Source organism: Schleiferilactobacillus perolens DSM 12744 (genome assembly GCF_001435585.1).
Taxonomy (GTDB): Bacteria; Bacillota; Bacilli; order Lactobacillales; family Lactobacillaceae; genus Schleiferilactobacillus; species Schleiferilactobacillus perolens.
On record NZ_AZEC01000014.1, the window covers coordinates 29,241 to 54,265 of the forward strand.

At 50.6% G+C, this 25,025-nt stretch carries 28 protein-coding genes; 11 read left to right on the forward strand and 17 right to left on the reverse strand.

Annotation, left to right across the window (positions count from 1 at the left end; translation table 11 throughout):
- Nucleotides 1-11 precede the first annotated feature (11 nt).
- From FD09_RS12625 to FD09_RS17110, 8 genes are all read right to left on the reverse strand, one after another.
- Nucleotides 12-821, reverse strand: a complete 810-nt coding sequence (locus FD09_RS12625; protein ID WP_057821944.1) for a PD-(D/E)XK nuclease-like domain-containing protein — start codon at nucleotides 819-821, stop codon at nucleotides 12-14.
- Nucleotides 799-1,665 (reverse strand): recombinase RecT, encoded by an 867-nt coding sequence (locus FD09_RS12630; RefSeq protein WP_057821946.1) that lies wholly within the window; start codon nucleotides 1,663-1,665, stop codon nucleotides 799-801. The genes FD09_RS12625 and FD09_RS12630 overlap by 23 nt, the downstream gene beginning before the upstream one ends.
- Nucleotides 1,666-1,667: 2 nt before the next feature.
- A complete protein-coding gene (locus FD09_RS12635; protein ID WP_057821948.1) occupies nucleotides 1,668-2,153 on the reverse strand; it encodes a hypothetical protein in 486 nt (161 codons plus the stop codon).
- Nucleotides 2,154-2,359: 206 nt separating this feature from the next.
- Nucleotides 2,360-2,500, reverse strand: coding sequence for a hypothetical protein (locus FD09_RS16360; protein WP_157053807.1), 141 nt, complete (start codon nucleotides 2,498-2,500; stop codon nucleotides 2,360-2,362).
- An 11-nt stretch (nucleotides 2,501-2,511) separates the two neighbouring features.
- Complete coding sequence (locus tag FD09_RS12640; protein ID WP_057821950.1) at nucleotides 2,512-2,790, reverse strand: hypothetical protein; 279 nt, start codon at nucleotides 2,788-2,790, stop codon at nucleotides 2,512-2,514.
- Entirely contained in the window at nucleotides 2,791-3,345 is a 555-nt protein-coding gene (locus tag FD09_RS12645; RefSeq protein ID WP_057821952.1) for a helix-turn-helix domain-containing protein, read from the reverse strand.
- A 22-nt stretch (nucleotides 3,346-3,367) separates the two neighbouring features.
- Nucleotides 3,368-4,072 (reverse strand): antA/AntB antirepressor family protein, encoded by a 705-nt coding sequence (locus tag FD09_RS12650; protein ID WP_057821954.1) that lies wholly within the window; start codon nucleotides 4,070-4,072, stop codon nucleotides 3,368-3,370.
- The gene (locus FD09_RS17110; protein ID WP_420806862.1) at nucleotides 4,069-4,362 is read right to left on the reverse strand and encodes a helix-turn-helix domain-containing protein; all 294 of its coding nucleotides are present in this window, start codon (nucleotides 4,360-4,362) and stop codon (nucleotides 4,069-4,071) included. The genes FD09_RS12650 and FD09_RS17110 overlap by 4 nt, the downstream gene beginning before the upstream one ends.
- Before the next feature lie 98 nt (nucleotides 4,363-4,460).
- Between FD09_RS17110 and FD09_RS12660 the strand changes: the two genes are divergently transcribed.
- From FD09_RS12660 to FD09_RS12675, 4 genes are all read left to right on the forward strand, one after another.
- The gene (locus FD09_RS12660; RefSeq protein ID WP_057821956.1) at nucleotides 4,461-4,784 is read left to right on the forward strand and encodes a helix-turn-helix domain-containing protein; all 324 of its coding nucleotides are present in this window, start codon (nucleotides 4,461-4,463) and stop codon (nucleotides 4,782-4,784) included.
- Nucleotides 4,771-5,202, forward strand: coding sequence for an ImmA/IrrE family metallo-endopeptidase (locus FD09_RS12665; protein ID WP_157053808.1), 432 nt, complete (start codon nucleotides 4,771-4,773; stop codon nucleotides 5,200-5,202). Before FD09_RS12660 ends, FD09_RS12665 begins: the two co-directional genes overlap by 14 nt.
- Nucleotides 5,203-5,271: 69 nt before the next feature.
- A complete protein-coding gene (locus tag FD09_RS12670; RefSeq protein WP_420806863.1) occupies nucleotides 5,272-5,694 on the forward strand; it encodes a hypothetical protein in 423 nt (140 codons plus the stop codon).
- A 105-nt stretch (nucleotides 5,695-5,799) separates the two neighbouring features.
- Complete coding sequence (locus FD09_RS12675) at nucleotides 5,800-7,002, forward strand: tyrosine-type recombinase/integrase (protein WP_057821960.1); 1,203 nt, start codon at nucleotides 5,800-5,802, stop codon at nucleotides 7,000-7,002.
- Between the two features lie 143 nt (nucleotides 7,003-7,145).
- Here the strand turns inward: FD09_RS12675 and guaA are convergent, their stop codons facing one another.
- The 3 genes from guaA to FD09_RS16365 all read right to left on the reverse strand — a co-directional run bounded on the left by guaA (nucleotide 7,146) and on the right by FD09_RS16365 (nucleotide 10,057).
- The gene (gene guaA, locus FD09_RS12680) at nucleotides 7,146-8,696 is read right to left on the reverse strand and encodes a glutamine-hydrolyzing GMP synthase (protein WP_235812294.1); all 1,551 of its coding nucleotides are present in this window, start codon (nucleotides 8,694-8,696) and stop codon (nucleotides 7,146-7,148) included.
- Between the two features lie 100 nt (nucleotides 8,697-8,796).
- Entirely contained in the window at nucleotides 8,797-9,723 is a 927-nt protein-coding gene (coaA, locus tag FD09_RS12685) for a type I pantothenate kinase (RefSeq protein ID WP_057821964.1), read from the reverse strand.
- Nucleotides 9,724-9,859: 136 nt separating this feature from the next.
- On the reverse strand, nucleotides 9,860-10,057 hold the full coding sequence (locus tag FD09_RS16365; RefSeq protein ID WP_057821966.1) for a hypothetical protein: 198 nt from the start codon (nucleotides 10,055-10,057) through the stop codon (nucleotides 9,860-9,862).
- Between the two features lie 127 nt (nucleotides 10,058-10,184).
- On the opposite strand from FD09_RS16365, the gene FD09_RS12695 reads away from it, so the two are divergent.
- Complete coding sequence (locus tag FD09_RS12695) at nucleotides 10,185-10,751, forward strand: SGNH/GDSL hydrolase family protein (RefSeq protein WP_057821968.1); 567 nt, start codon at nucleotides 10,185-10,187, stop codon at nucleotides 10,749-10,751.
- A 54-nt stretch (nucleotides 10,752-10,805) separates the two neighbouring features.
- On the opposite strand, the gene helD is transcribed toward FD09_RS12695, so the two are convergent.
- Nucleotides 10,806-13,100: an RNA polymerase recycling motor HelD gene (gene helD, locus FD09_RS12700; protein WP_057821970.1), complete on the reverse strand. Its 2,295-nt coding sequence runs from the start codon at nucleotides 13,098-13,100 to the stop codon at nucleotides 10,806-10,808.
- 57 nt (nucleotides 13,101-13,157) lie between these two features.
- On the reverse strand, nucleotides 13,158-13,328 hold the full coding sequence (locus tag FD09_RS16370) for a hypothetical protein (RefSeq protein ID WP_157053810.1): 171 nt from the start codon (nucleotides 13,326-13,328) through the stop codon (nucleotides 13,158-13,160).
- 612 nt (nucleotides 13,329-13,940) lie between these two features.
- Here FD09_RS16370 and FD09_RS12705 point away from each other — a divergent pair.
- The 3 genes from FD09_RS12705 (at nucleotide 13,941) to FD09_RS12715 (ending at nucleotide 18,168) form a co-directional block, all read left to right on the forward strand.
- A complete protein-coding gene (locus FD09_RS12705) occupies nucleotides 13,941-14,945 on the forward strand; it encodes an aldo/keto reductase (protein ID WP_057821972.1) in 1,005 nt (334 codons plus the stop codon).
- Nucleotides 14,946-14,989: 44 nt separating this feature from the next.
- Entirely contained in the window at nucleotides 14,990-17,167 is a 2,178-nt protein-coding gene (locus tag FD09_RS12710; RefSeq protein WP_057821974.1) for a phosphoketolase family protein, read from the forward strand.
- Between the two features lie 95 nt (nucleotides 17,168-17,262).
- Nucleotides 17,263-18,168 (forward strand): proline-specific peptidase family protein, encoded by a 906-nt coding sequence (locus tag FD09_RS12715; RefSeq protein ID WP_057821976.1) that lies wholly within the window; start codon nucleotides 17,263-17,265, stop codon nucleotides 18,166-18,168.
- 217 nt (nucleotides 18,169-18,385) lie between these two features.
- Here the strand turns inward: FD09_RS12715 and FD09_RS12720 are convergent, their stop codons facing one another.
- Nucleotides 18,386-19,585, reverse strand: coding sequence for an RNA-guided endonuclease TnpB family protein (locus tag FD09_RS12720; protein ID WP_057821978.1), 1,200 nt, complete (start codon nucleotides 19,583-19,585; stop codon nucleotides 18,386-18,388).
- 120 nt (nucleotides 19,586-19,705) lie between these two features.
- On the opposite strand from FD09_RS12720, the gene FD09_RS12725 reads away from it, so the two are divergent.
- The 3 genes from FD09_RS12725 (at nucleotide 19,706) to hflX (ending at nucleotide 22,587) form a co-directional block, all read left to right on the forward strand.
- The gene (locus FD09_RS12725; protein ID WP_057822032.1) at nucleotides 19,706-20,371 is read left to right on the forward strand and encodes a histidine phosphatase family protein; all 666 of its coding nucleotides are present in this window, start codon (nucleotides 19,706-19,708) and stop codon (nucleotides 20,369-20,371) included.
- 185 nt (nucleotides 20,372-20,556) lie between these two features.
- The gene (locus tag FD09_RS12730) at nucleotides 20,557-20,820 is read left to right on the forward strand and encodes a hypothetical protein (RefSeq protein WP_057821981.1); all 264 of its coding nucleotides are present in this window, start codon (nucleotides 20,557-20,559) and stop codon (nucleotides 20,818-20,820) included.
- Between the two features lie 462 nt (nucleotides 20,821-21,282).
- A complete protein-coding gene (gene hflX / locus FD09_RS12735; RefSeq protein WP_057821983.1) occupies nucleotides 21,283-22,587 on the forward strand; it encodes a GTPase HflX in 1,305 nt (434 codons plus the stop codon).
- Nucleotides 22,588-22,869: 282 nt separating this feature from the next.
- Here the strand turns inward: hflX and FD09_RS12740 are convergent, their stop codons facing one another.
- Genes FD09_RS12740 through FD09_RS12750 form a run of 3 tightly spaced genes read right to left on the reverse strand, consistent with a single transcriptional unit; the run spans nucleotide 22,870 to nucleotide 25,012 of the window.
- Entirely contained in the window at nucleotides 22,870-23,526 is a 657-nt protein-coding gene (locus tag FD09_RS12740; RefSeq protein WP_057821985.1) for an amino acid ABC transporter permease, read from the reverse strand.
- 2 nt (nucleotides 23,527-23,528) lie between these two features.
- Nucleotides 23,529-24,188, reverse strand: a complete 660-nt coding sequence (locus FD09_RS12745; protein ID WP_057821987.1) for an amino acid ABC transporter permease — start codon at nucleotides 24,186-24,188, stop codon at nucleotides 23,529-23,531.
- Entirely contained in the window at nucleotides 24,188-25,012 is an 825-nt protein-coding gene (locus FD09_RS12750; RefSeq protein ID WP_057821989.1) for a transporter substrate-binding domain-containing protein, read from the reverse strand. The genes FD09_RS12745 and FD09_RS12750 overlap by 1 nt, the downstream gene beginning before the upstream one ends.
- Nucleotides 25,013-25,025: the final 13 nt, after the last annotated feature.

Consider the following 25,025-nt stretch of genomic DNA (forward strand, 5'->3'; position numbering starts at 1 on the left):
ATGATCACCCCCTACTCAATCAATTCGTTCATGGTGATGATCTGTCCCAGATGTTTGGTCGCTCTACAGTAGTCGCACTGCTCACAACGATACGGGTTGGTCTCCCCAGCGATGATCTGCTCAATCCGTGGCTGGGTGTCCAGAAGCTGCTGCATGGCCTCGTCCAGCTTGTCCTGGGGTATCGCCACGAAGGCTTTGTCCGGTGGTTCCTGCTTGCTCACAGCGACCAGAATAGGTGCCGGGCGCGTGCCGTAGTTCTGCCGAATCAGTTCTTGGTAGACAGCCATCTGCAACGGGTAGTTGTACGCCTCGACGAACGATCCCCAGCGCTTCTCATCAGTGATCCAGTATTTCTTGTGCAAGTCCTGGGTCGTCTTGAGGTCTAAGAAGAATGCCCGCGATGGGTCGAAACAATCCAGTTTGCCCATCCATTTCACACCGTCAATTTCCCCAGTGAGAATTTCTTCTTTGTTGCCCTGATAGGCAGCCTGGAATGACGGGTCATCTTTCAGTGCCTGGATCATGCTCTCAGCCACTTTGTAAGGCGTTTTGAGTTGGCCTTTCGTGCTACCCCGCGTCGAGAACATCTCAGGATGTGCGTCGATAAAGGATTGATGGGCTTCCGGGCTCTCAAAGTACGAGTGCAGATAGTTGCCGGCCAATAAGGCCGTCGGGTCCCGTTCAGGCACCCAAATTCCTTTAAGTTCGGCCAGCGCCTCGGCTTCACAGGCCAAGAACCGTTTGAAGACGGTCGCTGACATGTAGTGCTCGTTGGCTTCCCGACTGTAGTAATTGGCGTCAGAAATCCGGAAGGTCTTCATCGTCGAGACTGGTTTGTTCCGGTCGCGAGTCGGGGATGTCTGGGATTGGATCATCGTTCAACACCCCCTTCTTCGGTTCTTCCGTCTTGCTTGGGACATTGAGCAGATCATCCATAGTACTCGGAGTGACATCCTTCACGGGCTCTGTATTGCCGCCAAAAGACTCTTCATCGGCATCAGTGGCCTTCTGAATATCGACCGTCATCGGGCCCCATTTAGTAATTAGGTTCCGGATGACTGTCTTCAAGGCCATCGCATCGAAATCTGATGCCCATACACCCCTTGGCTCATTCTTACCGCCGGATTTGGAGAAGCGTTTGCGGTGGTTGTCGATCTGCTGGCGGCTCCAATACACTGTCTTCTCAAAGCCGTTTACCAGCTGGAAGAAGCCAACGTAACCAGTCGGCTTATCGTTCGCGTCCCGATCTTTGAAATGCGGGGTGTACGTTAACTCCTCCGTTAATGGGTTCCAGCCTCCAAACTCATCCTCGTAGACGGGTACGGCATTGAGCCGCTTGTATTGTCCCGACCGCTGGGCTAATTGAATATAGCCCTTGTAACCCATCTGAGCCTGAGCAGTGCTCCCGTAAGGAATGATGTAGAAGTATCCCAGATTGGGGTTGACTGGCAGATCGAACGAAGCTGCCGTCATAGCCGCATTAAGTACGCTAGTTTGGTCAACGTTTTGTAACGCACGATTATCGTTAACCACTGAAACCAGGCTGCTTAAGAATTGTGGTGCCCGATTCTTTAATACCTCTTCAAACCGTGCCTTGACGGTGGCGCTCTGCACCAGCGCCTTCATTGGCGCGTGCTTTGGATCCAACTTCTGCATATTAGCCATGTTTATACCTCCCCGATTTCGTAATGATCGGCGTCGTAATACAGTTCCATCGGTGCCTGGTCAGTGTCTTGCATGTGATCCAGATAATCCTCGATAGTGCCGGAAAAATCGAACTGCAGCACCCGCTCGATATCACCAGCACCCATTGCCCGCTCAATCATGTTGCGGATAATATCTGGATTAATGATCTGGTTGCTCTTACCAAATTCCTCAAACAGGAAGTCCGCTGGTTCCTCATGCATGACCCGCCGCAGATACTGCACTGGCCCGAGCCGTTTGAGTTCGTCATGCATAAATTCTTTCGTGCTTTTGTCGTCATAAGACAGGATTGCTGGAACTTCTTTGCCGCTGCGATCGTGGTAGCGGAACGTCCAGACCTTATCACCGGGATAGATATTGCCGCCCAGCACGTCTGTGATCACGTCGCTGTCATCGTTCTGACGGTCGTAGGCAGCCGCCAGGCTGAAATTGCTTGCGTTAATTTGCATATCGAAAACCTCCATTGTTTTTGGTAGAATAGAGGAGAAATAACTATTGCAATGCTTATTTCTCCGGCCGTTGACGGTTGCCTCCGTCAGCGGTTTTTTTGTTGCCTTTGATCCGGTCAAGTGCTGTCTGGACGTTAGTACCGAATCGACACTGCCAGGGACCGCTCGCGAATCGCAAGTAGTGCGCAACGCTGTCTTGACGTCGCTTAGTCGTTGTCTCGTCCATTGTTCTCTTCCTCTCTGTCTTCCAGTCCGAACCATTCCGGCCGGATAAAGATTGCTGTGATGACTGCAGTCGCGACAATCGTCAGGACCAGCAGTAGTGTCAGGTTGCTTGGTGTGATCATGGCGTTACCTCCTACGCACGTCTTGTGTTATTCTTCAGCCAGTCATAAACTTCGCTGTACAAATAGGCTTCTGACTTCTCGCCTTTCAAGTGGTAAGGAAATCCTGGCATCACACGCCATTGGTCAATGGTTCCACCTCCAACTTCAAAGGCCTTAGCAAGCTTTGCACGAGTGAGCAATGGCTCTGGGACATCGGGCGTTGGAATTCGTTCAGCAACTTGTTTGGCGATGGCCGCGATGAGCTGTTCCTGAAATTGCTCATCAGTGGGAAAACTGACATTCACATCCATTCAGATCACCACCCCTGATACGTGCTCTAACGCACTGTAAATTGTCGAACGATGTCGTAGCTCGGATCCCGTCTCTTCTGTCAGTTCCTTGTAATACCACTGCATCTCGTTAACTTCTTCAGGCGTCCATAATTCTGGGGATTTGCGCATGACTCTTTTTGCGTCTGCTTCCATGGCCTCACGGTCCGCCTGTTCTTTCTCCACATCAATCAGCGTATTCAATGGCTCTGGGCTGGCCTGGCTTTGGTAATCCAGCTGAGTGTGCAGCAAGTAGTCCGATACGTGATAAGTGAAGTCTTGGTCTCCAAGCTCATTGGCGATTGCGACCAACCAGCGAACTGGGATTGACTTGCGCTTGAAGATATTGGAGAGATTCTGTGGCGTAATGCCAATTGCTGCTGCCACTTCACTTTTCTTTCTGCCGAGGCGCACAATTTCCTGGTCGACCTCATCGCTGATGTTTATTTCCTTCATTGCAAGTTCACCGTCTCTCTTTTTTGTGAACTGCTCGACAACTACATGGTTATCGGCAATTTTCAACGATTGATACGTCATTTCACACCCTTTTCAGCTATCCTTAAATAGTAGAAGGAAGCTGTTCTCCCTCACGAAGGAGCATCAAGGTCGCAGTTGACGGGTGCCAGTTGCCGATATATTCGTCGGCTTTGTCAAAGTCCCGCTTACGCAGCTGAGTGCGTGTCTTAATCCCGACGTACTCGTTCATGCCACGGCTGACGTCTTTATAAAGCAATCCACGCTGTTTCTGGGTCAGCTGGAGATGGTGAACGTTCACATAGCTCTCGACCACGTTTCGGACCTGACGGCTGATATAGCTGTATTCGCCGGGAGCAATTGGAGCATTCTTTTCAAGATCAGTGACCCGACCGTCGAGCTTCTTGACTTTCTCGGCACTCCTATTGGCCACTTTCATGGTTAGGGCGAGCTTTTCCTCTGGTGTCTGAGGCAGTGCTGTGAGTTGCTTGTACCGGCTCTCCACAGCGATGAAATACTGGCGGGCTTGCTTACCCCTATCAGTCCGTTGGATCATTGCAACTTCCTTGGCCATGTCCAGGGTAATAACGTATTCAATACGTGGACGCCCGCCATTTGGGGTTTTCACCGAAATTGGGGAAAAGTCTTTGCCAACCTCAAATCCATATTCAGCCATGTCCTTGAACCACGACGAGAAATCTTTACCGACTTCCAAGAAGTCATGCAGGTCCCGGCCGCTCACTGCGATCGTGCCATCATCTTGAGTGATGGTTTTGATTAGTTTATTCATTTCGTAGCCTCCTCTTTGCTACGTTTTGTATCAATTAGCGGCAAAAAAATATCTGGAAACAGCTTATTCGCGGGCTGTTGATAATAGTCCACAAACTTCTTAACTACCCCATATCCGGGACGACTCGCCCCAGATTCAAGCTTACGCACGTATACCTCAGAGATACCAATACTTTGGGCTAGTTGTGCCTGTGTTTTGTCCCGTTTTTCACGCTGTGCGCGAAGCACTGTCCGCTCGATGATAACCACGTCCTTTCTGATACATTCCGTATCACAACCATTATAATACACGATACATTTTGTACCGTCAACACTTTTTTTGATATTTTTTGTAACACCGATACAATATGTACCGTTTACGTGATATTATGCCCTTGGAGGTGCTTGCAATGATCGGAGATCGTCTTAAAGTCTTGCGCTCGTCCCTTGGAAGAACACAAGAAGAGGTCTCAAAAGCTGTCGGCGTTTCTCGTGCGGCATATTCTCACTTCGAGAATAATCGAAACGAGCCAGATGCCGAGACCCTCGGTAAATTAGCCAGCTATTATGACGTCACGACTGATTATTTAATTGGGAACACTTCCGAGAGAAAACCTAAGAAGGTCGACATCGACGACGATGACGTCATCATGACCTACCAAGGGAAGCCAATCCCGGACGAAGACCTAAAGATCATCAAACGGCTGTTGGGAAGTGATCGTGACGATGGATGAAGAATATCAGGAGCTCTTTAACCAGGTACTCGATTACGCACGTCGACGCGGTGTCGGCTTCATCCTGACCAAAGAACTACAGCCCGACACGCCGTCTGCTAGTGACCCGGCCAAGTCCCTTGTCGTAATCAACATGTGCTGGCGAGATCAAAAACAATTACCCTACATCGCCGCCCACGAAATAGGTCACTGTTTGGACGGTGACGGCTCATCGATCCTGTATTTCACAACAACCGCCAACCACAGCAAGTACGAGTATCATGCTAACAAGAAGGCGTTTGAGATCCTCCTTCCACTGACTATCGATGGCGACTGTCAACCGGATCAGATCAATGCGGTAGATTGGATGGGCAAGTTGCACATTCCATCCTGGGAGGTCGACAGTGTCCAAGAATCCGTGGCCGAGTATTTGTTCTGAAACGCAAGAGTGTTTACCGTCCAAATCCTGACGACGTTAAAAGCTGAATGTTCTTGGGAGGTTTTACTTATGGAGAATCAGAAAAAAGAACCTGTTCTGCCCGGTGGCATGAAAGTGACGAAACTTGTTGTTGGCATTCTGCAACTGGTCATCGCCTGCTTCATCTTGTTCCAATCCTGTGCGGTAGGCGTGAGCCACGCATTTGAGAACAAGAGCAACGACGCTGGCGGTACTGCTGGGGCCTTTGCCGCAATCCTGTTCTTGGCCGCTGGCATTGTATATATCGCCACTCGCAAGAGCCAGAAGCTCGGCGGTGACATTGCTGGAATGGTCCTGATGCTGATTGCTTGGATCTTCGCTATCGCAAACGCCGGCGATTATTCCGACCTGATGATCTGGGGCTGGTTGGCATTCATTATCGGCGTCGGTTTCTTCCTTTGGCACCTACTCTTCAACCGCAAACTTAAAAAGTCATCGCCTCAGGCTAAGTAAGCAGCCATTATTGAGCCCGCCAATCCGGGCTTTTATTTCACGCTTAAATAGAACTGGTGTGTGTATTAACCGTCTAAAACTACACAATTGGAAGGATCACTGACCATGCGAAAATATACGCTCGTGCCGCGCCATCCCAATATTTATGAGTATGACACGACCAAAGGCAAACGATACCGCGTCCGCCGAACATTCAACAATAGCGTAGGCAAACGTGACGAATTCAGCCGCAGCGGGATCCGCACCTGGCGGCAAGCCGATGCTGTCCTCAAACAATTCGAAGCCGACCTATCGGCAGGAAAATACAGCCAGATCGCCGGCGCCGAAATGACTGTTGATCAATATTACCAACGGATCACCAAACGTAAGCTGGAGCTCGGCGTCTGGAAGTCTTCCACCGCAAAGAACAACAAGAATTATTATCAGCACTATCTCAAACCGGCCTTTGGCTCATCTCGCCTGAGTGATGTGTCTCGACCCTCTTATCAGTCATTTTTGGACAGTCTGACGCTCCGAGGATTGGCGAAGACAACCGTGAGAACCGCCAATGCCCTCATGCTGATGATCATGAACGACGCCGAAGAACAGGACATTATCCCCAAGAATAGGCTTAAGGGAATGCTGGTCCGTGGCCGAGATGCCTCCGACAAGGACATCGATCCCGAGGATTACGAACGCTGGATTGACGTTGCTCAGCACACCCTGGATAAATATATGATGGCCTTGATTTATCTGGATACATTGGGCCTGCGCCGAGGCGAACTCATGGGATTGCGCACCGAATCATTCGAGTTCCGTAAAGACAAAGCAGGTAAAGAAATCTGTGGAATCAAGATTGACCTGCAGCGCACGATCGACTTCCCGACTGGTGGCACACTGAAGACTAAGTCATCATATCGTACCGTATGGGTGTCCGGAGAGGTCATCGACTATATCAAGTTTGCAATCCTCACCGCCGATAACATTCGGACCAGAAATAACATACCGGACTCAACTCAAAAATGGCTCTGGCTGAATGACAATGGCGAGCCTTTGCATCCTAATCACCCCAACCGTGTGATGAAAAAGGTTGAGAAAGAGTCAAAAATCCATATCACCCCACATATGCTTCGCCATTATTTTGCCACGCAAGCCTCTGCTTCCAAGTCGGCACCAATCGAGATCATGCACTGGCTCGGCCACAGCAATGTCCAGATGACCGCCGACTACACTCGACCAACGATTGGGGCCAGCCTATCTGTTTACTCATCGGTAGCCGCGAAACTGCAAGATACCAACGATAATTCGAATCCGTATGGAACAAAATGACGATTTTTGGAATGTTCCATACAATGTTCCATATTTTGAAATCCTTGAAAGAAACGCCACGAAAAATGGGCACAGAAAAAGGCCGGTACACCAACGATTTTGTTCGCTGATGTGCCGGCCCTTTCTATGAAATTATTTATTTTTCATTCCCACTCAATCGTCGCCGGTGGCTTACTCGTAATATCATAAACCACCCGGTTAACGTTATCGACTTCATTCACAATCCGCACCGAAATCTTCTGCAACACATCCCACGGAATTTTCGCAAAGTCCGCAGTCATGCCGTCAATAGACGTGACGGCCCGAATCCCAACTGTGTAGTCATACGTCCGGCCGTCGCCCATCACGCCGACGGACTTGAAGCCGGGCAATACGGTAAAGTACTGCCAGATTTCTTTGTCCAGGCCAGCCTTAGCGATCTCGTCACGGAGAATTGCGTCGGAATCGCGCACGATCGTCAACTTTTCTGGTGTCACGGCACCGATCACTCGAATGGCCAAACCAGGACCAGGGAACGGTTGACGCCATACTAGGCTGTGGGGCATGCCGAGCTTCTCGCCCAATTCACGGACTTCATCCTTGAACAATGTCCGTAATGGTTCGATTAGTTTGAAATCGACATCCTTGGGCAAGCCGCCGACATTGTGGTGTGACTTGATGGTCTGGGCGGTGTCTGTGCCGGACTCGATCACGTCCGTGTACAGCGTACCTTGCGCTAAGAAGTCGAAACCGCCATTGAGTTTGGCTGCTTCATCGTCAAAAACGCGGATGAATTCATTGCCGATGATCTTCCGTTTCTTTTCAGGATCATCCACTCCAGCTAACTTATCTAAGAACCGCTTTTGTGCATCGACTTTGATAATGTTTAAACCGAACTTGCCTTCAAGACTAGCCATAACTTGATCGGCTTCGTTTTTCCGCAATAAGCCGTGGTCCACAAAAATGCTGGTCAACTGGGTACCAATGGCCTTGTGCAGCAGCACGCCGGTGACGGAAGAATCTACACCGCCGGAAAGGCCCAACAATACTTTTTTGTTGCCAACAGTCTTGCGAATTTGTTCAATTTGTTGATCGATGAAATCGTCCATCGTCCAGTTGGCTTCTGCTTGGCAGACGTCAAACGCAAACCGGTGGAGAATTTCGTGACCGTATTCCGTATTTTGCACTTCGGCATGGAACTGGATGCCGTAGAATTTCCGCTTGTCATCCGCAATGGAAGCAATCGGGCAATTCGGGCTGGTCGCCACGTCCTTGAAGCCATCGGGTACTTTGGTCACCAGATCGCCGTGACTCATCCAGACGTATTGATCCTTGGGCAAGCCCTTGAACAGGATCGCGTCGGGATCAGTGACTGTAATGTCAGCGTGGCCGTATTCCCGGTTGTCGGCAGGTTCTACTTTGCCGCCGGCGAGCTTATGGGCCATCAGCTGCATGCCGTAACAGATACCTAGGATTGGAATGCCCAGGGTGAAAATGTCAGGATCGACATCAAAGGCGCCCTCGTCATAAACACTATTGGGACCACCGGAGAAAATAATCCCCTTGGGCGCAATTTCTTTGACTTCTGCCGCCGTGATCTTATGGGATTTGAGTTCGGAATAGATACCAAATTCCCGGATGCGCCGGGTAATCAACTGATTGTACTGACTGCCGTAATCCAACACAATGATTTTATCGACATTGCTGGGTGCCAAGCTTCCCACTCCTCTGTGTGATTTGATAACACATTTTACCATAAATTAAGGCCCGTCGCGACTGCTGGAGGTCAGTGGTAAACGTGCGCGTCCCTCTGATTTAATACTTTCGAAGATACACCCGATCAATCCGATGATGCGCAGTCTTATGCAAGATCAGATCCGCACGGGATCGTGTGGGCAAAATGTATTCCTGCAAGTTCTTCAAGTTGACATCGTGCCACACTCGCCGGGCCATGGCGAATGCGTCCGCGCGATTGCCAATGGCGTATTGATAGTAATAATCGTCGGGATCGGTAAACGCCGTATCCAGGAGCGCGCCGAACCGATCCAAGTACCATTCTTCAATCAGCGCTGGGTCGGCATCCACGTAAACAGAAAAGTCGAAGAAGTCGCTGACATAAATTTGCGAATTGCTAGGCAGTTGCAGGACATTGATCCCTTCAACAATCAAAATGTCCGGGCGCTCCAAATGAATAAACTGGTCCCGCAGCACATCGTATGTCTGGTGATCATACATCGGCACCGGCACATCCGCCGCCCCCGCTTTGACCGCGTTCAGCATACTCAACAGCCGCGGCATGTCGTAGCTTTCTGGGAATCCTTTGCGATCCAGAATTCCCCGCCGTGTCAGTTCCGCATTCGGGTACAAAAAGCCGTCCGTCGTAATGGACTCAATGCGCAGATTGGGATATGCCCGTTTTAGGAGTAAATTAAGCAGCCGCGCGGTGGTGCTTTTTCCCACTGCCACTGATCCGGCAATGCCAATGATAAAGGGTGACGGTCCCACCCGTTGGTCTAGAAAATGGGCCAACGTCTGCCGTTTTTGCCGAAAGCTCTTGAAATATAAGTATACCAACCGGCGCAGCGGCCAATAGATTTCGCGCACATCCGTCAAGGAAATCTTATCGTGAAACGCCTTGACCGACTGCAAGTCCGCATCTGAAATCTCGGCTTCCTTCGTGTGCCCATGGAGCGCTTGCCATTTATCTCGATTAAACACGTAATAGTTCCGTGTGACTGCCACAAAATCACCCACCTAAAAATATCTACGCCCACTAGTGTAACCGAGTTGGCCGGCTTTCTCCATAAAAATAGCCGTCAACGCATTGCTGGCGGCCGATAAGTATTTATTTACCAAATCCGGTGCGAAATTCAGATGCTCAATTCTGGGTCAACGGTACAACTTCCCAGCGTGAAGAATGGGTGAAATAATCTTTCCCAAACTTCTCTGCCTCTTGACTGCTGTTGAACTTCTTGGCGTCATTAGGAAAACGGTGCAGTCCATAGCGGAACTTATCGTGGTCCGGGCTGCCCAAGTACATGACACGATTGTTGACTTTGATACCGATAGCGAACATCGATTTCTCACTCCTTACTCAATTTGTCTTTCTTGACACCTTTATTATACTGCGAAAACGCTCCCACATTCCAGTGCTAGGCCTATGGTGTAATATTGAGTTAAGGAAAAAGAAAGGTTGTGTTCGAATGACTGCACAATTGATTTTGTTGGGGGATTCGATTTTTGCTGGGTGGCGCAATGGCCAGATCTCTAGCTTATTAAAGGACCGCCTGGCTGGTCGGCTGCCCCGTTATCAAATCACGCTGGCGGCTGTGCCCGGGGAAACCACGGATGATGCTTTGAACCGGGTCACCCAGGACACGGCCAACGGCGACGATGACATCGTGGTGATTGGCTATGGCGCCAACGACGCATCCAGCACCAATCAAATCACCGCAGACGACTTTTACGACAACTTGCGGACGATGATTGAAATTATTGGACCGGACCACGTCATTTTACTCACGCCGCCCTATGCGGATGCGGCGAAAACCCAGGACCGGACGAAGAATAGCGTGGCGGCCTTTACGCAAGCGGCTAGAGAAGTCGCCGACAAGGAGAGTATCTTGCTTGTGGACCTGCATCAAGCGATGGTCACTAGCCCCGATTCACAGGCGCTTTTGGCAGCAGATGGTCAGCATTTCACCGATCTCGGATACGACTTGCTGGCGGATCTCATTGTCAGCAGTGTCCATGCAATGGAGAACCGATAATCAAAAAAGCGATCTCCCAAAGTTTAGGGGGATTGCTTTTTTTCGATGCAGAATCTACTCTTGTTGGTACAATGCCGCCGGCACCGCCGCCAAGATCGGTGACAACTCCGGACTGGCCACAATTGTCAGTCGGTGCATCGCCCGAGACGTGATGGTGTACACCAATTGGCGATCGTCGTCGCTGCCATAGTTGGCCGCATTGGCCTGCCACATGACGACGGCGTCAAATTCCAGCCCCTTCGCCAGGAACGACGGCACAATGATCACACCTGGTGCCAGTCGTTGATTTTCAGACTTGATCAACGTGCTGGCCACGCCGGCGTCTTTTAACTGGTCCGCTAACTGCTCGCTATCGGCCAAAGTTCGGGTAATGATTGCCGTGGTCAAATGATCCGCATCGTTAGTTTGAATCTGCTTTTCCAATCGCGCCAACAACTGCTTTGTATCCTGTCCCACATAGACATTTGGCAAGTCGCCATCCCGATCGAAGGCGTCAATTCGCTGCCCATTGATCAGCAACGCCTTTGTAAAGTTCGTGATCTGTTTAGTCGACCGATAACTCTTCGTCAACTGCACCACACTGGTCTTATCCGGGTCAAACAGCGTAGACACTTCCGCCAGCAAATCACCGTTACTTTGCTTGGTGAAAATGGCCTGGTTCAAGTCCCCCAGCATGGTGAAGCGGGCCCGCGCAAAGCGATCTCGCAAATAAGCCAACTGGTAAGCCGTGTAATCCTGGATTTCATCAATGAAGACGAACCGCATATGCCGATCGGTGTGCCGCCCGGTCATCAGATCATAGAGATACAAGAATGGTGTCACGTCATCCGCATCGATTTTTTTATCACTCAAAGTCGCCCGCACTTGCTCCACGTGGGCATCCCACATCGCCGGGGTCACCTGCCACTTGGTCAAGTCGACCAATTCTGGGACGGCCTTCAGGAACGCAATATACTGCATGCGAATGTTGAAGAAATGATTCCGCTGTACGGCCCGATAAATCTTTTGGAACTCATTAGTCACAATCTGCCGCGCCAAGAATTTAAATTCGGCGTCGGAGTTTTCAAACTCTTGGTCCACCGTCTTGTATAATCGTTGCAGCGCTTCTTTATCCAGGTCTTGGACCGCTTGTTGCACCCAATCCGTCTTGGTCTCTGCATCAATCCGATGATTCAAGCTGTTGATCAATCGTTCCTTGGTCGCATCCAGCCGGTTCATTAGTTTGTAGTTCTGATTGTAGCTGTAATAGATTTCAGAAATGCGGTTCCGGGAGAAGAACGGCTTGCCGTGGAACTTAATCGTGTGGAAATGCATCCCGCCGCGGTTGAGTGTGTCCGCATACCGCTTGGTCGCTTCAAACATATTCAGACTTTGCATCATCTGCTGGATCTTCTTCTCATCCGGATCCAGTTGAACTTCAAACTGATTCCGTAAAGATTCCGCTGAAAGGTTGGGCAGCCGGCGATTAGTATATTGCTGGTAAGTCATTTGCACCATGTTTTGTTCGCCCAATTCCGGCAACACATTTTCAATATAATCATTGAACAACTGGTTGGGTGAGAACATGATGACTTGGCTGGAGGTCAAATTGCCCCGATATCGATACAGTAAGTAAGCCACCCGTTGAAGGATGGCGGAAGTTTTACCACTACCCGCTGCCCCTTGAACAAAGAGCAGATCGGACTTTGTATCGCGAATGATCTTATTTTGTTCCCGCTGAATCGTGGTGACGATGGACTTCATTTGCGTGCTGGACTTTTCACCCAACACTTCCAGCAGCATCGAATCGCCAATTGTTTCAGTCGTGTCGAACATGTTGACGATCTGGCTGTCTTTGATGATGAATTGACGCTTGAGGTCCACATCAACGGATTGTTCACCGTCTGGCGTTTGATAGGTCACATGGCCTAAACCGCCATCGTAATAGATAGAAGAAATCGGCGCGCGCCAGTCATAAATCAGGAAGTGATCGTTGCGATCAGAAAATGAACCCAAGCCAATGTAGATGGTTTCCTTGCGCGGTTCACCGGATTCTTTAAAATCCACCCGAGCAAAATAAGGGGCTTTTTGCAGCCGCTCCACGGTTTTGAGCTGGGTTGAGGAATTACGCCAAGCATTATCCCGCTCCTGCAGCATTTGCTGCTGTTGACGAATATTAATGGCAGTTTCCATGTTGGTCGTGTCACTGCCGAAAGACAGGTGCACATCATCGCTGAAGTGTTCGTCTATATTCTTTTCTTCGGCCTTGGCGCGATTGATTTGTTTGGTCAGCTTCTTTTCAGCTGTGTCCAGTTTTTCAAGAACGGTATCCAGATGATGTTGTTCCGCTGTTTGATCGTTTTGTGCCATTTAAACCTCAATCCTTTCAGCCCGACGATGATGTTCAGAGTCTGCCGTGATAATTAGTTAGCGCTGTTTGCGGTTGCGTAATAATTCCAGCGCCCACGGCCACCAGAACGTGACGATGTAACCGACGGCGAGTCCGGTAATAGTCCAAAGGGCATAGTGTCGCGTGATAATCCCAATGATCAACCCCACCAGGGTGGTGCCCCCTAATACCAGTGATTTTTTGTTCAACAAATTGCCCCCTCGGCGAGAAATATAGACTGCCCCAATAATTGATAAAACTGAATAAATAGTTTAGCAGATATTGCTGTGGTTTACAAATGCAGAGGGCGGAGCCGACCGGTTAGGGGCGTACGCAGAAGGCAGGGCAGGCAGAAAACCCGGGCTTAGGTTTTATGTCTGCCCTGCCTTCTGCGCTAGCCCCTGGTCGGCGGAGCCCGTTTACACAAATAAATCGGTTCAGCAGCCGTGCCAATGCTCCGCAAGCTGCGGGTGAATGGGGCTGGAACGCTATGACGGCGGTTTGAGCCCGCTGAGAGGCGCGGTCTCAAACACGCCTAACATCATCAGTGGCCAAGACCGGGCCACTGTGATGTTTCCACAGCTGAGCCCCATTCACCCTCCNCACGCCTAACATCATCAGTGGCCAAGACCGGGCCACTGTGATGTTTCCACAGCTGAGCCCCATTCACCCTCCGCTTGCTCCGCATTGGCACTACATTCGATCGGCTTCAAAATTATAAAGACGACGTAATAACGCCACAAACCCCCGCGCTTTCCTTGCTTCCCCCTCCACCAACTTTTAGAATGAGATTATACACACACATAAGGAGGTTTTATTTCATGGTTAATGTTTATCACGCAGATGATAGCCGTTACGATCACAAGACGGCAATTAGGCGCGCTGGCAATACAGGGTTAGAATTGCCGTCTGTATCGTTGGGGTTGTGGCGGCACTACGGCAGTGACGACCCGCTGTTGGATCGTGAACAGGTGATTTTGAAGGCCTTTGATAATGGGATTTTTAGTTTTGATTTGGCCAACAACTATGGCAAACCGGAAATCGGTTCGGCTGAGAGTTTGTTTGGAGCGATTTATCGCCGGAATCTGAAGCCGTATCGGGATGAATTAGTGATTACCACGAAGGTAGGTTTTGAAGCCGGCGTCGGACCCTATGGGCATTTCAATTCTCGCAAGGCCGTGCTGCAAAGTATTGACCAGAGTTTGTTGAAAATGGGCCTGGACTATGTCGATATTTATTACAGCCACCGGCCTGATCCCAATACTAGCGTTGAAGAAACGGCACGGGCATTTGATGATGTCGTGCGCAGTGGCAAGGCTCTGTATATCGGCATTTCAAACTACGATTCGGCCCAAACTAAGGAAATTGTGAGTTGGTTCAAGAAACTGGGTACCCCGTTTGTTGTCAATCAGGTCTCTTACAACATGTTCAACCGAACCGCCGAAGACGATCACTTGCTGGACACAATGAAAAGTCTTGGCGGCGGTTTAGTCGCTTATGGCCCGCTTTCTGAAGGCCTGCTCTCCAATCGCTATTTGAAGGGTATTCCAGACGACTTCCCGATTCACTGGTCCAATACCAAGACGTTTGCCAAGGGTAAAGAACATGTCGTCGACCAATTGAATGCATTACAAAAGATTGCCCAAAACCGCGGTCAATCATTGTCTGAAATGGCCCTGTCCTGGTTATTGCGCACGCCAGTCGTGACTAGTGTGATCATTGGAACAACCAATGTTGATCACCTGGAAAGCAATATTAAGGCGGGCAATCAAACCAGCTTCACCGATGACGAATTAGCCGCCATTGACCAAATTCTCAACTCTTAATATCCCAGAAGTTTGGCGACACCGATTTTTGCAGGAGGCCTTCTATGACTAAATCACCCGTCGTGTTTGATACGCTGAATTACTTGAGTGCAGCGATTTTATATTTGCAAGATAACATCCTCTTGCAACGGCCACTGGTTCCAACTGACTTAAAGAAGACGCCCTTGGGTCATTGGGGAACCACCCCAGCCCAGAATCTGGTGTGGGCGACATTGGATCGTTATTTTCGAGAGAATGACGCCTCTGCACTGGTCGTCCAAGGTCCCGGTCATGGTGGTCAAGTCGCATTGCTCAACAGTTTCTTGGAGGGCAGTTATACAAAAGCCTATCCAGAAATTCCCCAGACCTTAGCCGGCTTGACCACCCTTTTTCGTCGGTTTGGCACCCTGCATCATGCCACTCATCCTGGTCCCGATGTGCCAGGAACGATTCAAACCGGTGGCGAGTTGGGCTACACTCTTGCCCATGCCGCGGGCGCCATGCTGGACAGCCGTGGTTCCCGCGCAGTCGCGTTAATCGGTGATGGAGAAGCAGAAACAGGCCCTTTACAGGCCAGTTGGCAGGTCAGTCGGGTGCTTGATCCAGCCAAGGACGGTGCGGTTTTTCCAATTATTCTGCGTAATGGTTACGCCATGAGCAGTCCCACCGTTTTGGACCAAATGGCTCCCGAGGCGATCAAGGCTTATTTTGCCGCTCAGAACTGGGCCACATTGTGGGTATCGCTCACGCCTGGTCAGGATATTTTCGAAGACCTGGCGCACGCGGTGGCAGATGCCTGGCAAATGATGGCAGACTGGCAAGCGGGTAAGCCGCAAAACCTGCCATTGTTAATTTTGACGACACCCAAAGGCTGGACCGCGCCAGATGCAGGTCACGCAGCCAGTCATCAGCGACCGGTAAAAATTGATCCAGCAAACCCGAAAGCAGGCTTGGCGGCATTAACGGCCTGGCTAAAGCCGCAAGTGCCTCAGTCCCTTTTCACCGCCAGCGGCACTCTGGACCCGGCCTTCACGGCCTTGTTACCACCGTCAAAACGGCGGATCACTAACTACCCCGCCGCCCATCATCATTTCCATCGTTGGCGACTGCCGGAGCTGCCGGAAACCAATTTGGCCAAGCGCGGCGGCACGGCGCAAAGCCCCACTGCTAAATTGGCTGACTATTTAGACACCCTACTGCCGGAGCACCGGCTGCACATTTTCAGCCCCGATGAATTAGGTTCTGTTCACATGGGCCAAAGCGAGCTGCCGCAAACTGGCAATATTGTGGCGGAACATCTGGATGAGGGGCTACTAGAAGGGTATACCCTCTCCGGCCGCCAGGGCCTATTTGCCAGTTACGAGGCCTTCCTGCCCATTGTGGGGTCGATGGTGGCCCAGCATGGCAAGTGGCTGCAGGAGGCCCAGCGTTATCAATGGCGCGACCCTGCGCCTAGTCTGAACCTCTTGGCTACCGGTGAAGTGTGGGAACAGGGGCATAATGGTTATTCCCACCAAAACCCGTTGATGCAGGATATCGTGGCCAGTCTGCCAAAAACGACAGCGGAAATTTATTTACCAGCAGATACCCATATGCTGCTGGCCAGTATTCATCACGGACTGCGAGGCCAACACAAAGTTAATTTGTTTGTCGCCAGCAAGCAACCCATGCCGGACTGGTTCAATACTGATGAGGCGGCCCATCTGGTTCAAGTGGGAATCGATGTCGTGCCGTGGGCCAGCGTGCATCCCGACAAAGAACCGGCCATTATTTTTCTGGCCAGCGGTATGCGGCCGTTTAACGAAACGATGGCAGCAGTCAACTTGCTGCACCACGCCGATGCCCAGTTGCCCATCCGGGTTGTCTACTTGGCGCGGCCGCTAGCGTTGCGTGATCCCACTCAAGATCCGTCTGGGTTGGCACCAGAAAAGTTCTCTGCGCTCTTCCCAGATGATATTCCTGTCGTGGCGTCCTATGCGGGGTATCCCGATATGCTGGCCACCGTACTCTATACCCGCCCGCATATGCCCTTTGAAATCCATGGCTTCATCAACGAGGGCGGCATGGCGACAGCGGGTGAACTGGCTGCGCTCAACCGCAACGACCGCTATAGCCTCGCCCTCGCCGCCTATCGCCACCTCGGTCGCAGTGATACTGTCGCCACCCACGAGTGGTATCACGCCCAACAACAATACTTTTCTGTCGAACGGGCCTTGTCCCCACTGGCCGATAAGGTAAAATAAAGACATACGCATTCTATTAAGGGGTTCTAATATGACTAGTGCCAATGCGAAGCTTACGCAGCATTGGCACGGCCCCAAACGAGAAAGGTGAGCAAATGAAACAAGGCACAACCATCATTACCTTGGACAACGGCTACCATCTATGGACCAACACCCAAGGAGAGGGCGACATCCACCTGCTCTGCCTCCACGGCGGGCCTGGCGGTACCCACGAATATTGGGAAAACTTCGGCGAAGAATTAAAGGATATCGGCGTCCAAGTTCATATGTACGATCAACTTGGTTCTTTTTACTCCGATCAACCCGACTACTCTGACCCTGAAATTGCCAAAAAGTATTTGACTTACGATTATTACCTGGATGAAGTCGAAGAAGTGCGCCAAAAGCTTGGTCTGGACAATTTTTACCTGATCGGCCAGTCCTGGGGCGGTGCGTTGACCATGCTGTATGCATTGAAGTATGGTCAACACCTCAAGGGCGCCATCATTTCTTCCATGGTCGATAATATCGATGAATACCTGGTTCATCTGCGGCAGATTCGTGCCGCTGCCTTACCTGCTGAAGACGTCAAGTTCATGGAAGCTTGCGAAGCCAGCGGTGACTTGGACAACAAACGGTATCAAGACTGTGTCGAAGTCTTGAACCGGGAATACGTGGATCGCCGTTATCCACCGGCTATTCGGCACTTAATTCCGACCATGGCCACTGACGTCTATGGCCCTTTCCAAGGCGACAACGAATTTGTGGTCACCGGCAAGTTGAAGGACTTCGATCTGCGTGATCAAATCCACAACATCAAGGTACCCACACTGCTGACGTTCGGCGAGCATGAAACTATGCCCCTGTCTTCAGCCCGGCGGATGGCAGAAGTTATTCCCCATGCACGGTTGGAAACCACTCCGAGCGGCGGCCATCACCATATGATGGACAATCCGCCGGTTTACTTCAGCCATTTGAAGAAATTCATCTTGGATGTCGAAAACAATCGGTTTAACGATTAATACTGACTTTGGGCCCAAACGTCAACCGATGTTTGGGCCTCTTTTGAAGGAGAAAACAGGTCAACTACCCGTCACTAAAGCAACGGGCTTGTGACTCGCGCTGCTCGACGGGGCAGCAGTAGTACAGACGCCTTTCGGCTCCTACCTCAGCGGTCACATCTCAGGATGTCTCACGACGGCCCCGGGGGCTGACAACTCCCGCAGTTCAAGTCAGGATCTACTTGGTGTATTTTGGTTTGGCCGTTCCGTTCAGCCAGCGACGCCCCAACTCTTGAATGTTCATCGCCCCTGCGCGGTCATCATTGGACCGAAAACCGCAGACACAGCGGTATTCATGCTGCTGGTGGTCCCGCTGCTGCTTGCTGATCTTGCCGCAGTGCGGGCAGCGCTGGCTGGTGTACTGGGCACTGACCTTCAATACATGGCTGCCGACAGCGGCTGCTTTGTAAGTTAGAAACTGTTCCAACTGGTAGAAAGCCCAACTGACCTGCTCGTAACGACGGTCTTTAGCGACTTTTTCGGTCGCAAAACGAACATTGGTCAAGTCTTCCAAGACAAAGAGGGTATCACTGCCGTAACGGTCAACGAGTGCCTTAGACAACTGATGATTGATATCAGTCATCCAACCGTTTTCTCGCTGATTGATCCGTTTCAGGACTCGTTTGGCGGATTTAGTCCCTTTTGCCTGGAGTTGGGCCCGCAGCTTTTTGAAACGGCGCCGCTTGGCCAGAATTTTAGCGCCAGAGTAGAATGTCGTTTGACCACTCTCGTCGTAAGCTGTTCCCAAAAAGCGCAGCCCCCGATCCAAGCCTACGACGTGGGCCGTCTGCTTTTGCTCATAGTCTGGTACTTCCTTGGCGGCACTGATGTGCAGAAACCATTTGCCACCGCGGGCCAGCACCTTGGCCGTCCCCAATTTCCAAGTCCCGTCAAAGTAATCCAGCCAATGATTCAGCACCGGCCAAACAGTGATGCGCCGATCTAATGTATTCAGAGAAAAGGAGCCATTCTTGCGGATCGCCCAATCACGGTTGCGCACCAGATCCAGTTGCGGTCTCCGAAACTGGATCGGATACCACAGCCAGGTCAGGTCTTTGGTCTGTGTCTGCCATTCGCCATCCTCGTCTTGGTAACGATAGGGCTTCTGCTTAAGCTGAGTCCGTACCGTTTTATAGCGGGCGGTCACATTCCGCAGGACCGATTGAGCCATTTGGGCTTTCAGCCTAAATTTAGTCCGCAGATCGCGGTAAAGAGCGCTTTGCAGTTTCGTGGTGTTGAGCACCAAGCCATTGTTAAACACATAATGGCTTGTGTCATCACAGGCCAAGCGATACTGTTCCATGGCCTGACGCAACAAATCTCCATCCGATTCTGCAGCCAGTTTGATTTGTATTTTAACCGTCTTGGTCAGTTCCATACCAGCACCTCCTAACAACCGCACGTTTGTTCTTATCAGTAAGTAAATTATATCAGAGAAAGAAGGTGCGGGGCAATTCCTCCCATGATTGAAATCATGGGTTTCCTTGCCCCCTTTTTTATGAAAACTGTCAATGTTTACATGATTCGGCATGGCCAGACGTTCTTTAACCGCTACAACCGGATGCAAGGCTGGAGTGATTCACCACTCACCCCCGAAGGTATCGCCGGCGCCCACAAAGTCGGTGAACGATTGGCGCACATGACCTTCACCCACGCCTATTCCTCCGATACCACCCGGGCCAGCAACACGATGCAAATCATTCTCAGTCACAATATGAACACCACCGTCCCCTACAAGATGACGCCGCTTTTCCGCGAGCAGTTTTACGGCTATTTTGAGGGCGCCGACTCGGCGCAGACCTGGTACATGATTGGTGCGCCCCATGGTCAAAAGAATTTGCACACCCTGCTTGAACATTACACCTTGGATCAAACCAAAGACTTCATGCATGCCACGGATCCCTTCCACGATGCTGAAGATGCGGTGACCTACTGGACCCGATTGATGAAAGGTTTCAAAATGCTGCGGGAGGAGAATCGCAACGGGGATAATGTCCTCTTAGTTTCCCACGGCACCACCATCCGCAGCATCGCGGACAAGTTCGGCAAAGGTCAATTTCCCATTGAGGAAGGCCCAAAGAATGCCAGCATCACTAAGCTGCAGCTGACGGACAGTGGGATAAACATTATATACTACAACAACACCGAGGGTTTGTTGCAGTAATAGAAAAACTTAAACTTTTTCATGTGCAGTGAGTCAGCGGTATGTTCACAATTTCGTCACAAACTAGGACTTGCATTTCAAAAACGACGTGTTATAATTCCTCTTGAAGTTTCGTAGGGAATAGAAAAATTCCCATGTGTCAGTTACTTACCCTGAATTAGGTACAACTAGAGGAGCGTTTAATAATGTCCATTTTGGAAAATGATTTTCTTAATTACGTATTGATGCGGACGCAGTCCCAAGCCCAAGACGAGATGGCGACATTGATCAAGAATCACTTTGCCGCTGAACATGCTGGTCACATGACTCAAAGTGATGTGATCGAGTACTTAACGAGCCTATTCGCGATGGTGAAGCCTGAAGCGGTCGGTGACATTAATGATGTCATGGACGCCAACGGGAACATCATCCCTGAGAACCACTACATGATGGTGCCGTTAGCTGCTTAATCTCGATTGAGTTTTAGGGTCCACGTCCGTGATATGCGGGAGTGGGCCTTTTTGTGTCCAGCGTGGTAAGCTGATGGTGTAAGTTATTAAAGAAAGCAGGTTGCAAATTATGAAATTGCGTTGGGTAGTTGCGGGTTAGATGCCCGTCAGATGTCTGTTGGTGGGATGGACACAACAATTCAGTTCCGTAGATGTAGTGCCAATGCGGAGCAATCGGAGGAAAAATGGGGCTCAGCTGTGGGAACCGCAATAAACTTGCCCTGGTCCTGGGCAAGTTTATATGCGGTTAGGCGACTTTGAGACCGCGTTCCTCAGCGGGCTCAAAGCGCCGTCACAGCTAGCTTCGCCTGCGGCTACGCACTAGCTGCGCGTCGCCACCCCAGTTTCCCGGAGATTGCGCAGCTTTGGCACGGCTGAAGAAGCACGTTTTTGTCCAATCTCAGAAATGTTTGGAGGTATTTAATGAACGAAATAACAACGCAAACCATTTCGACTATTATTGTCGGTTTGGATATGCAGCAACCTGATTTTACGTATACGATGACAGAACTTGGCGAATTAGTCGCTGCCGCGGGGATGACCGTGGTGGGACAAATGACGCAGCGGTCTGACCGGCCGGACCCAGCCACTTACTTCGGCAAGGGCAAGGTGGAAGAAATTGCCGAACGGGCGCGGGCAACTGATGCTCCGATCGTCGTGGTCAATTCTGATCTATCCCCTTCCCAGACCCGAAACTTGGAAAAGGCCATGAAATTATCTGTGATGGACCGGACCGAATTGATCCTGCGTATCTTCGCTTCCCGGGCCCGCAGTCGTGAAGCAAAACTGCAGGTCGGGATCGCGAAGGAAGAATACGCACTGCCGCGGATTCACCCGTCCAGCAACCCGCTGGATCAGCAAGGCGGTGGCCGCGGTAACAGCGGCGGCGCCACCGCTAACCGGGGGACTGGGGAAACTCAGCTGGAACTGGACAAGCGAGTGATCAAGAAACGGATCACCCACATGCGCCACGAACTCAAAGAAATCATGCGGGCGCAGGATACTCGCCGTGATCGTCGGATTCATCAGGCCTTGCCTTCTGTCGCCTTGGTGGGCTACACCAACGCCGGCAAGTCCACCACGATGAACAGCATGTTGCAGCAATTTGGCTTGGCTGACAAGCAGGTATTCGTGAAGAATCAACTGTTCGCCACTTTGGACACCAGCGTGCGCAAGATTCAATTGCCCACCAACCGCCACTTCCTGCTTAGCGACACCGTCGGCTTTGTCTCCCATCTGCCTCATCACCTGGTAGAATCCTTCAAGGCCACGTTGAAAGAGGCCGCCGATGCTGATCTTTTGATCCAAGTCGTCGACTTCGCCGATCCCCACTATAAAGAAATGATGGAAACCACGGAACAAACCCTCGATGCCATTGGGGTGAAAAATATTCCGATGCTCACGGTATATAACAAAGCCGATTTGCGCCCAGATACCCATTACCCGGACCGTGAGGGTAATACCTTAACCTTATCGGCTACCGACCCCAAGTCCATCCAGATGTTGGCGGATACCTTGGATGAATTACTCTTCAAGGACTACCAAGATACCACCTTACTGGTACCCTTCACCAAGGGCGACATCGTCAATTACCTGAGAGACAACACCGAAGTGAAAAACGAACACTACACCGATGAGGGTACCGCCATCACCACAATCCTTGGCCCCATCGACCGCAGCAAGTTCGCCGCCTATATTCAAACGAATCCGGTCCCTACAAAGGCATAAGTATATTTGGGTTCTCAAGAATATATGATTCACGCCAAATCTAGTGCCAATGCGGAGCAAGCGGAGGGGAAATGGGGCTCAGCTGTGGGAACCGCAATAATCTTGCCCCGGTCCTGGGCAAGATTATATGCGGTTAGGCGACTTTGAGACCGCGCCCCTCAGCGGGCTCAAAGCGCCGTCACAGCGTTCCAGCCCCAATTTCCCCGCAGCTTGCGGAGCATTGGCACGGCAATAGCCCACAAAAATAGCCCCCACAACGGAGGCTATTTTTATTACCCAAATCTACGCGGCTAACCGATGATCCAAATACTTTGACAACAACGACAACGCGTAACAAACCACAAAATACATCACCGTCAACGCCACAAACACAGGAATCATATAGTTACTATTCTGCCCATACAACACCTGGCCGTGATACATCAACTCCGGCAACACGATAATGGTCGCCAGCGACGTATCCTTTACCAGCGAAATCAACTGACTGACGATGGCCGGAATCATTTTCTTGATGGCCTGCGGCAAAATGATATGGTACATTGCTTGCCCATAACTCAATCCATTGCTCCGCGCGGCCTCCATTTGTCCCGGATCAACGGCCTGAATACCGCCCCGGAAGATTTCTGCCAACATCATCGATTCAAAAATCGTCATCGCCACAATCGCGGCGGGCAAAGCATTCAATCGAATTCCGATGTTAGGTAATCCGAAATACGTAAAGAACAAGATCAGCAGCAACGGCAAGTTCCGGATGATGTCAATAATTAATCCAACAATCACGGACAGCCCCGGAATCTTCATATATCTCAACAGGCCAAAGACTGCACCAATCAAGAAACTAAACACGATGGAAACAGCCGACAAAATCAATGTCACCTGCAACCCTTCCAACAGGAAGCGGATATTCATCCATTGATAGGCTCCTGCAAAATCACCCATGGCTATTCCTCCTCCTTAACACTGCCGGACCATCGGTGGTCCAAATACGTCATGGCATAGCTCATCGGCATCGTGATAATCAAATATAAGACACCGACAATGGCATACGTCGTGGTGGTTTCAAAAGTATTGGAGGCAATCAAATTGCCCTGATACATCAAATCGAAACCGGCCACGAAGGCGAGGACGGAGGAATTCTTCACCAAGTTAATAAACTGGTTGCCCAACGGCGGCACAATGATTTTAATTGCCTGGGGCAAAATGATGAAGCGCATCGTTTGCACATAGGTTAATCCATTGCTGCGCGCAGCCTCCATTTGCCCTGGATCGACGGATTGAATACCGGCCCGCACCGTTTCGGCGATGAACGCCGAGGTGTAGATGGTCAACCCAATCGCCCCAGCAGCGAAGCCAGATAACGGTACGCCCAACCGCGGTACCACCACATAAAAGAACATTGTGATGACCAGCAGCGGTACGTTCCGGAAGAATTCCACGTAGATCTTCCCAATGACCCGCACCCACCGCTTGGGGTTGATTTCTAACAATGCAAAAATGGTCCCGATAATTAAGCAGAAAAACAGTGATAGGAGACTGACTCCGACTGTGTAGCCGAGACCTTGCATGAACAAGCCAAAATTATCTCGAAAAATTTGCCACATCATTTATCACTCCGATCACTGAAGCCGGCGATGTTGCCGAACCATTTATCCTCGATCTGCTTATATACACCGTCGGCCCGCATGGACTTGAGCGCCAAATTAACTTGATCCAAGAAATCCCGTTGGCCCTTATTGACGGCGATCGCATACGGCTCTTTAGTGAACGTCTTGCCCACCACGACGTAATCGGGGTTATCGGCAGACATCCCATAGAGAATCCCATTATCGGTCGTCAGCGCGTCGCCCTGGCCTGATTGCAGGGCCGTAAACGCCTGGGCGTAATCACTTAACTGTAAAACCCGAGCATCCGGGGCCACCTTCTTAATATTTTGTACGGAGTTAGATCCCTGCACCCCAATCACCTTGGTGCCGGCCTTTAAATCGGCGACACTCTTAATCTTACTGCCTTTCTTCACCAGAATAGATTGCCCGGCGTTGAAATAAGTATCCGAGAAATCAACGACTTTGCGTCGATCCGGCGTGTTCGTCATCGTGGCGATAATCGCATCCACATTCCCGTTCTTTAACAGCGGAATCCGGGTTTGACTGGTGACAGGGACAAAGTTGATTTTCACGTTTTGGCCGAACACTCGCCGGGACACTTCTTTGGCGATATCAATATCGAAGCCTTTGATTTCGCCATCAGAAATATCCATCAGGCCAAACAGGCGGGTATCATTTTTGACCCCCCAAGTAATTGAATTGGTCTCCTTGCCCCGTTGCAGCACACTCTCTGCAGCCAGTGAATTACTGCCGCAACTGGTTAATAAAAGGGATAGCGCCAGCAGTGGCAACAGCCATAACCATTTTTTTAATCTGCGCATAGCCAGCCCTTCT

Excerpts from the sequence above, each read along its gene's own strand:
- FD09_RS12730 (WP_057821981.1), top strand. The coding sequence starts at position 20,557 with ATGTCCATTTTGGAAAATGATTTTCTTAATTACGTATTGATGCGGACG.
- helD (WP_057821970.1), bottom strand. The coding sequence starts at position 13,100 with ATGGCACAAAACGATCAAACAGCGGAACAACATCATCTGGATACCGTT.
- FD09_RS12650 (WP_057821954.1), bottom strand. The coding sequence starts at position 4,072 with ATGAATAAACTAATCAAAACCATCACTCAAGATGATGGCACGATCGCA.
- FD09_RS12725 (WP_057822032.1), top strand. The coding sequence starts at position 19,706 with ATGAAAACTGTCAATGTTTACATGATTCGGCATGGCCAGACGTTCTTT.
- FD09_RS12630 (WP_057821946.1), bottom strand. The coding sequence starts at position 1,665 with ATGGCTAATATGCAGAAGTTGGATCCAAAGCACGCGCCAATGAAGGCG.
- FD09_RS12675 (WP_057821960.1), top strand. The coding sequence starts at position 5,800 with ATGCGAAAATATACGCTCGTGCCGCGCCATCCCAATATTTATGAGTAT.
- FD09_RS12645 (WP_057821952.1), bottom strand. The coding sequence starts at position 3,345 with ATGACGTATCAATCGTTGAAAATTGCCGATAACCATGTAGTTGTCGAG.
- FD09_RS16360 (WP_157053807.1), bottom strand. The coding sequence starts at position 2,500 with ATGATCACACCAAGCAACCTGACACTACTGCTGGTCCTGACGATTGTC.
- FD09_RS12670 (WP_420806863.1), top strand. The coding sequence starts at position 5,272 with ATGGAGAATCAGAAAAAAGAACCTGTTCTGCCCGGTGGCATGAAAGTG.
- FD09_RS12660 (WP_057821956.1), top strand. The coding sequence starts at position 4,461 with ATGATCGGAGATCGTCTTAAAGTCTTGCGCTCGTCCCTTGGAAGAACA.
- FD09_RS12640 (WP_057821950.1), bottom strand. The coding sequence starts at position 2,790 with ATGGATGTGAATGTCAGTTTTCCCACTGATGAGCAATTTCAGGAACAG.
- FD09_RS12720 (WP_057821978.1), bottom strand. The coding sequence starts at position 19,585 with ATGGAACTGACCAAGACGGTTAAAATACAAATCAAACTGGCTGCAGAA.
- FD09_RS12625 (WP_057821944.1), bottom strand. The coding sequence starts at position 821 with ATGAAGACCTTCCGGATTTCTGACGCCAATTACTACAGTCGGGAAGCC.
- FD09_RS12715 (WP_057821976.1), top strand. The coding sequence starts at position 17,263 with ATGAAACAAGGCACAACCATCATTACCTTGGACAACGGCTACCATCTA.
- FD09_RS12705 (WP_057821972.1), top strand. The coding sequence starts at position 13,941 with ATGGTTAATGTTTATCACGCAGATGATAGCCGTTACGATCACAAGACG.
- FD09_RS12710 (WP_057821974.1), top strand. The coding sequence starts at position 14,990 with ATGACTAAATCACCCGTCGTGTTTGATACGCTGAATTACTTGAGTGCA.
- FD09_RS12740 (WP_057821985.1), bottom strand. The coding sequence starts at position 23,526 with ATGGGTGATTTTGCAGGAGCCTATCAATGGATGAATATCCGCTTCCTG.
- FD09_RS12635 (WP_057821948.1), bottom strand. The coding sequence starts at position 2,153 with ATGCAAATTAACGCAAGCAATTTCAGCCTGGCGGCTGCCTACGACCGT.
- hflX (WP_057821983.1), top strand. The coding sequence starts at position 21,283 with ATGAACGAAATAACAACGCAAACCATTTCGACTATTATTGTCGGTTTG.
- FD09_RS12750 (WP_057821989.1), bottom strand. The coding sequence starts at position 25,012 with ATGCGCAGATTAAAAAAATGGTTATGGCTGTTGCCACTGCTGGCGCTA.
- FD09_RS12695 (WP_057821968.1), top strand. The coding sequence starts at position 10,185 with ATGACTGCACAATTGATTTTGTTGGGGGATTCGATTTTTGCTGGGTGG.
- FD09_RS12745 (WP_057821987.1), bottom strand. The coding sequence starts at position 24,188 with ATGTGGCAAATTTTTCGAGATAATTTTGGCTTGTTCATGCAAGGTCTC.
- FD09_RS16365 (WP_057821966.1), bottom strand. The coding sequence starts at position 10,057 with ATGTTCGCTATCGGTATCAAAGTCAACAATCGTGTCATGTACTTGGGC.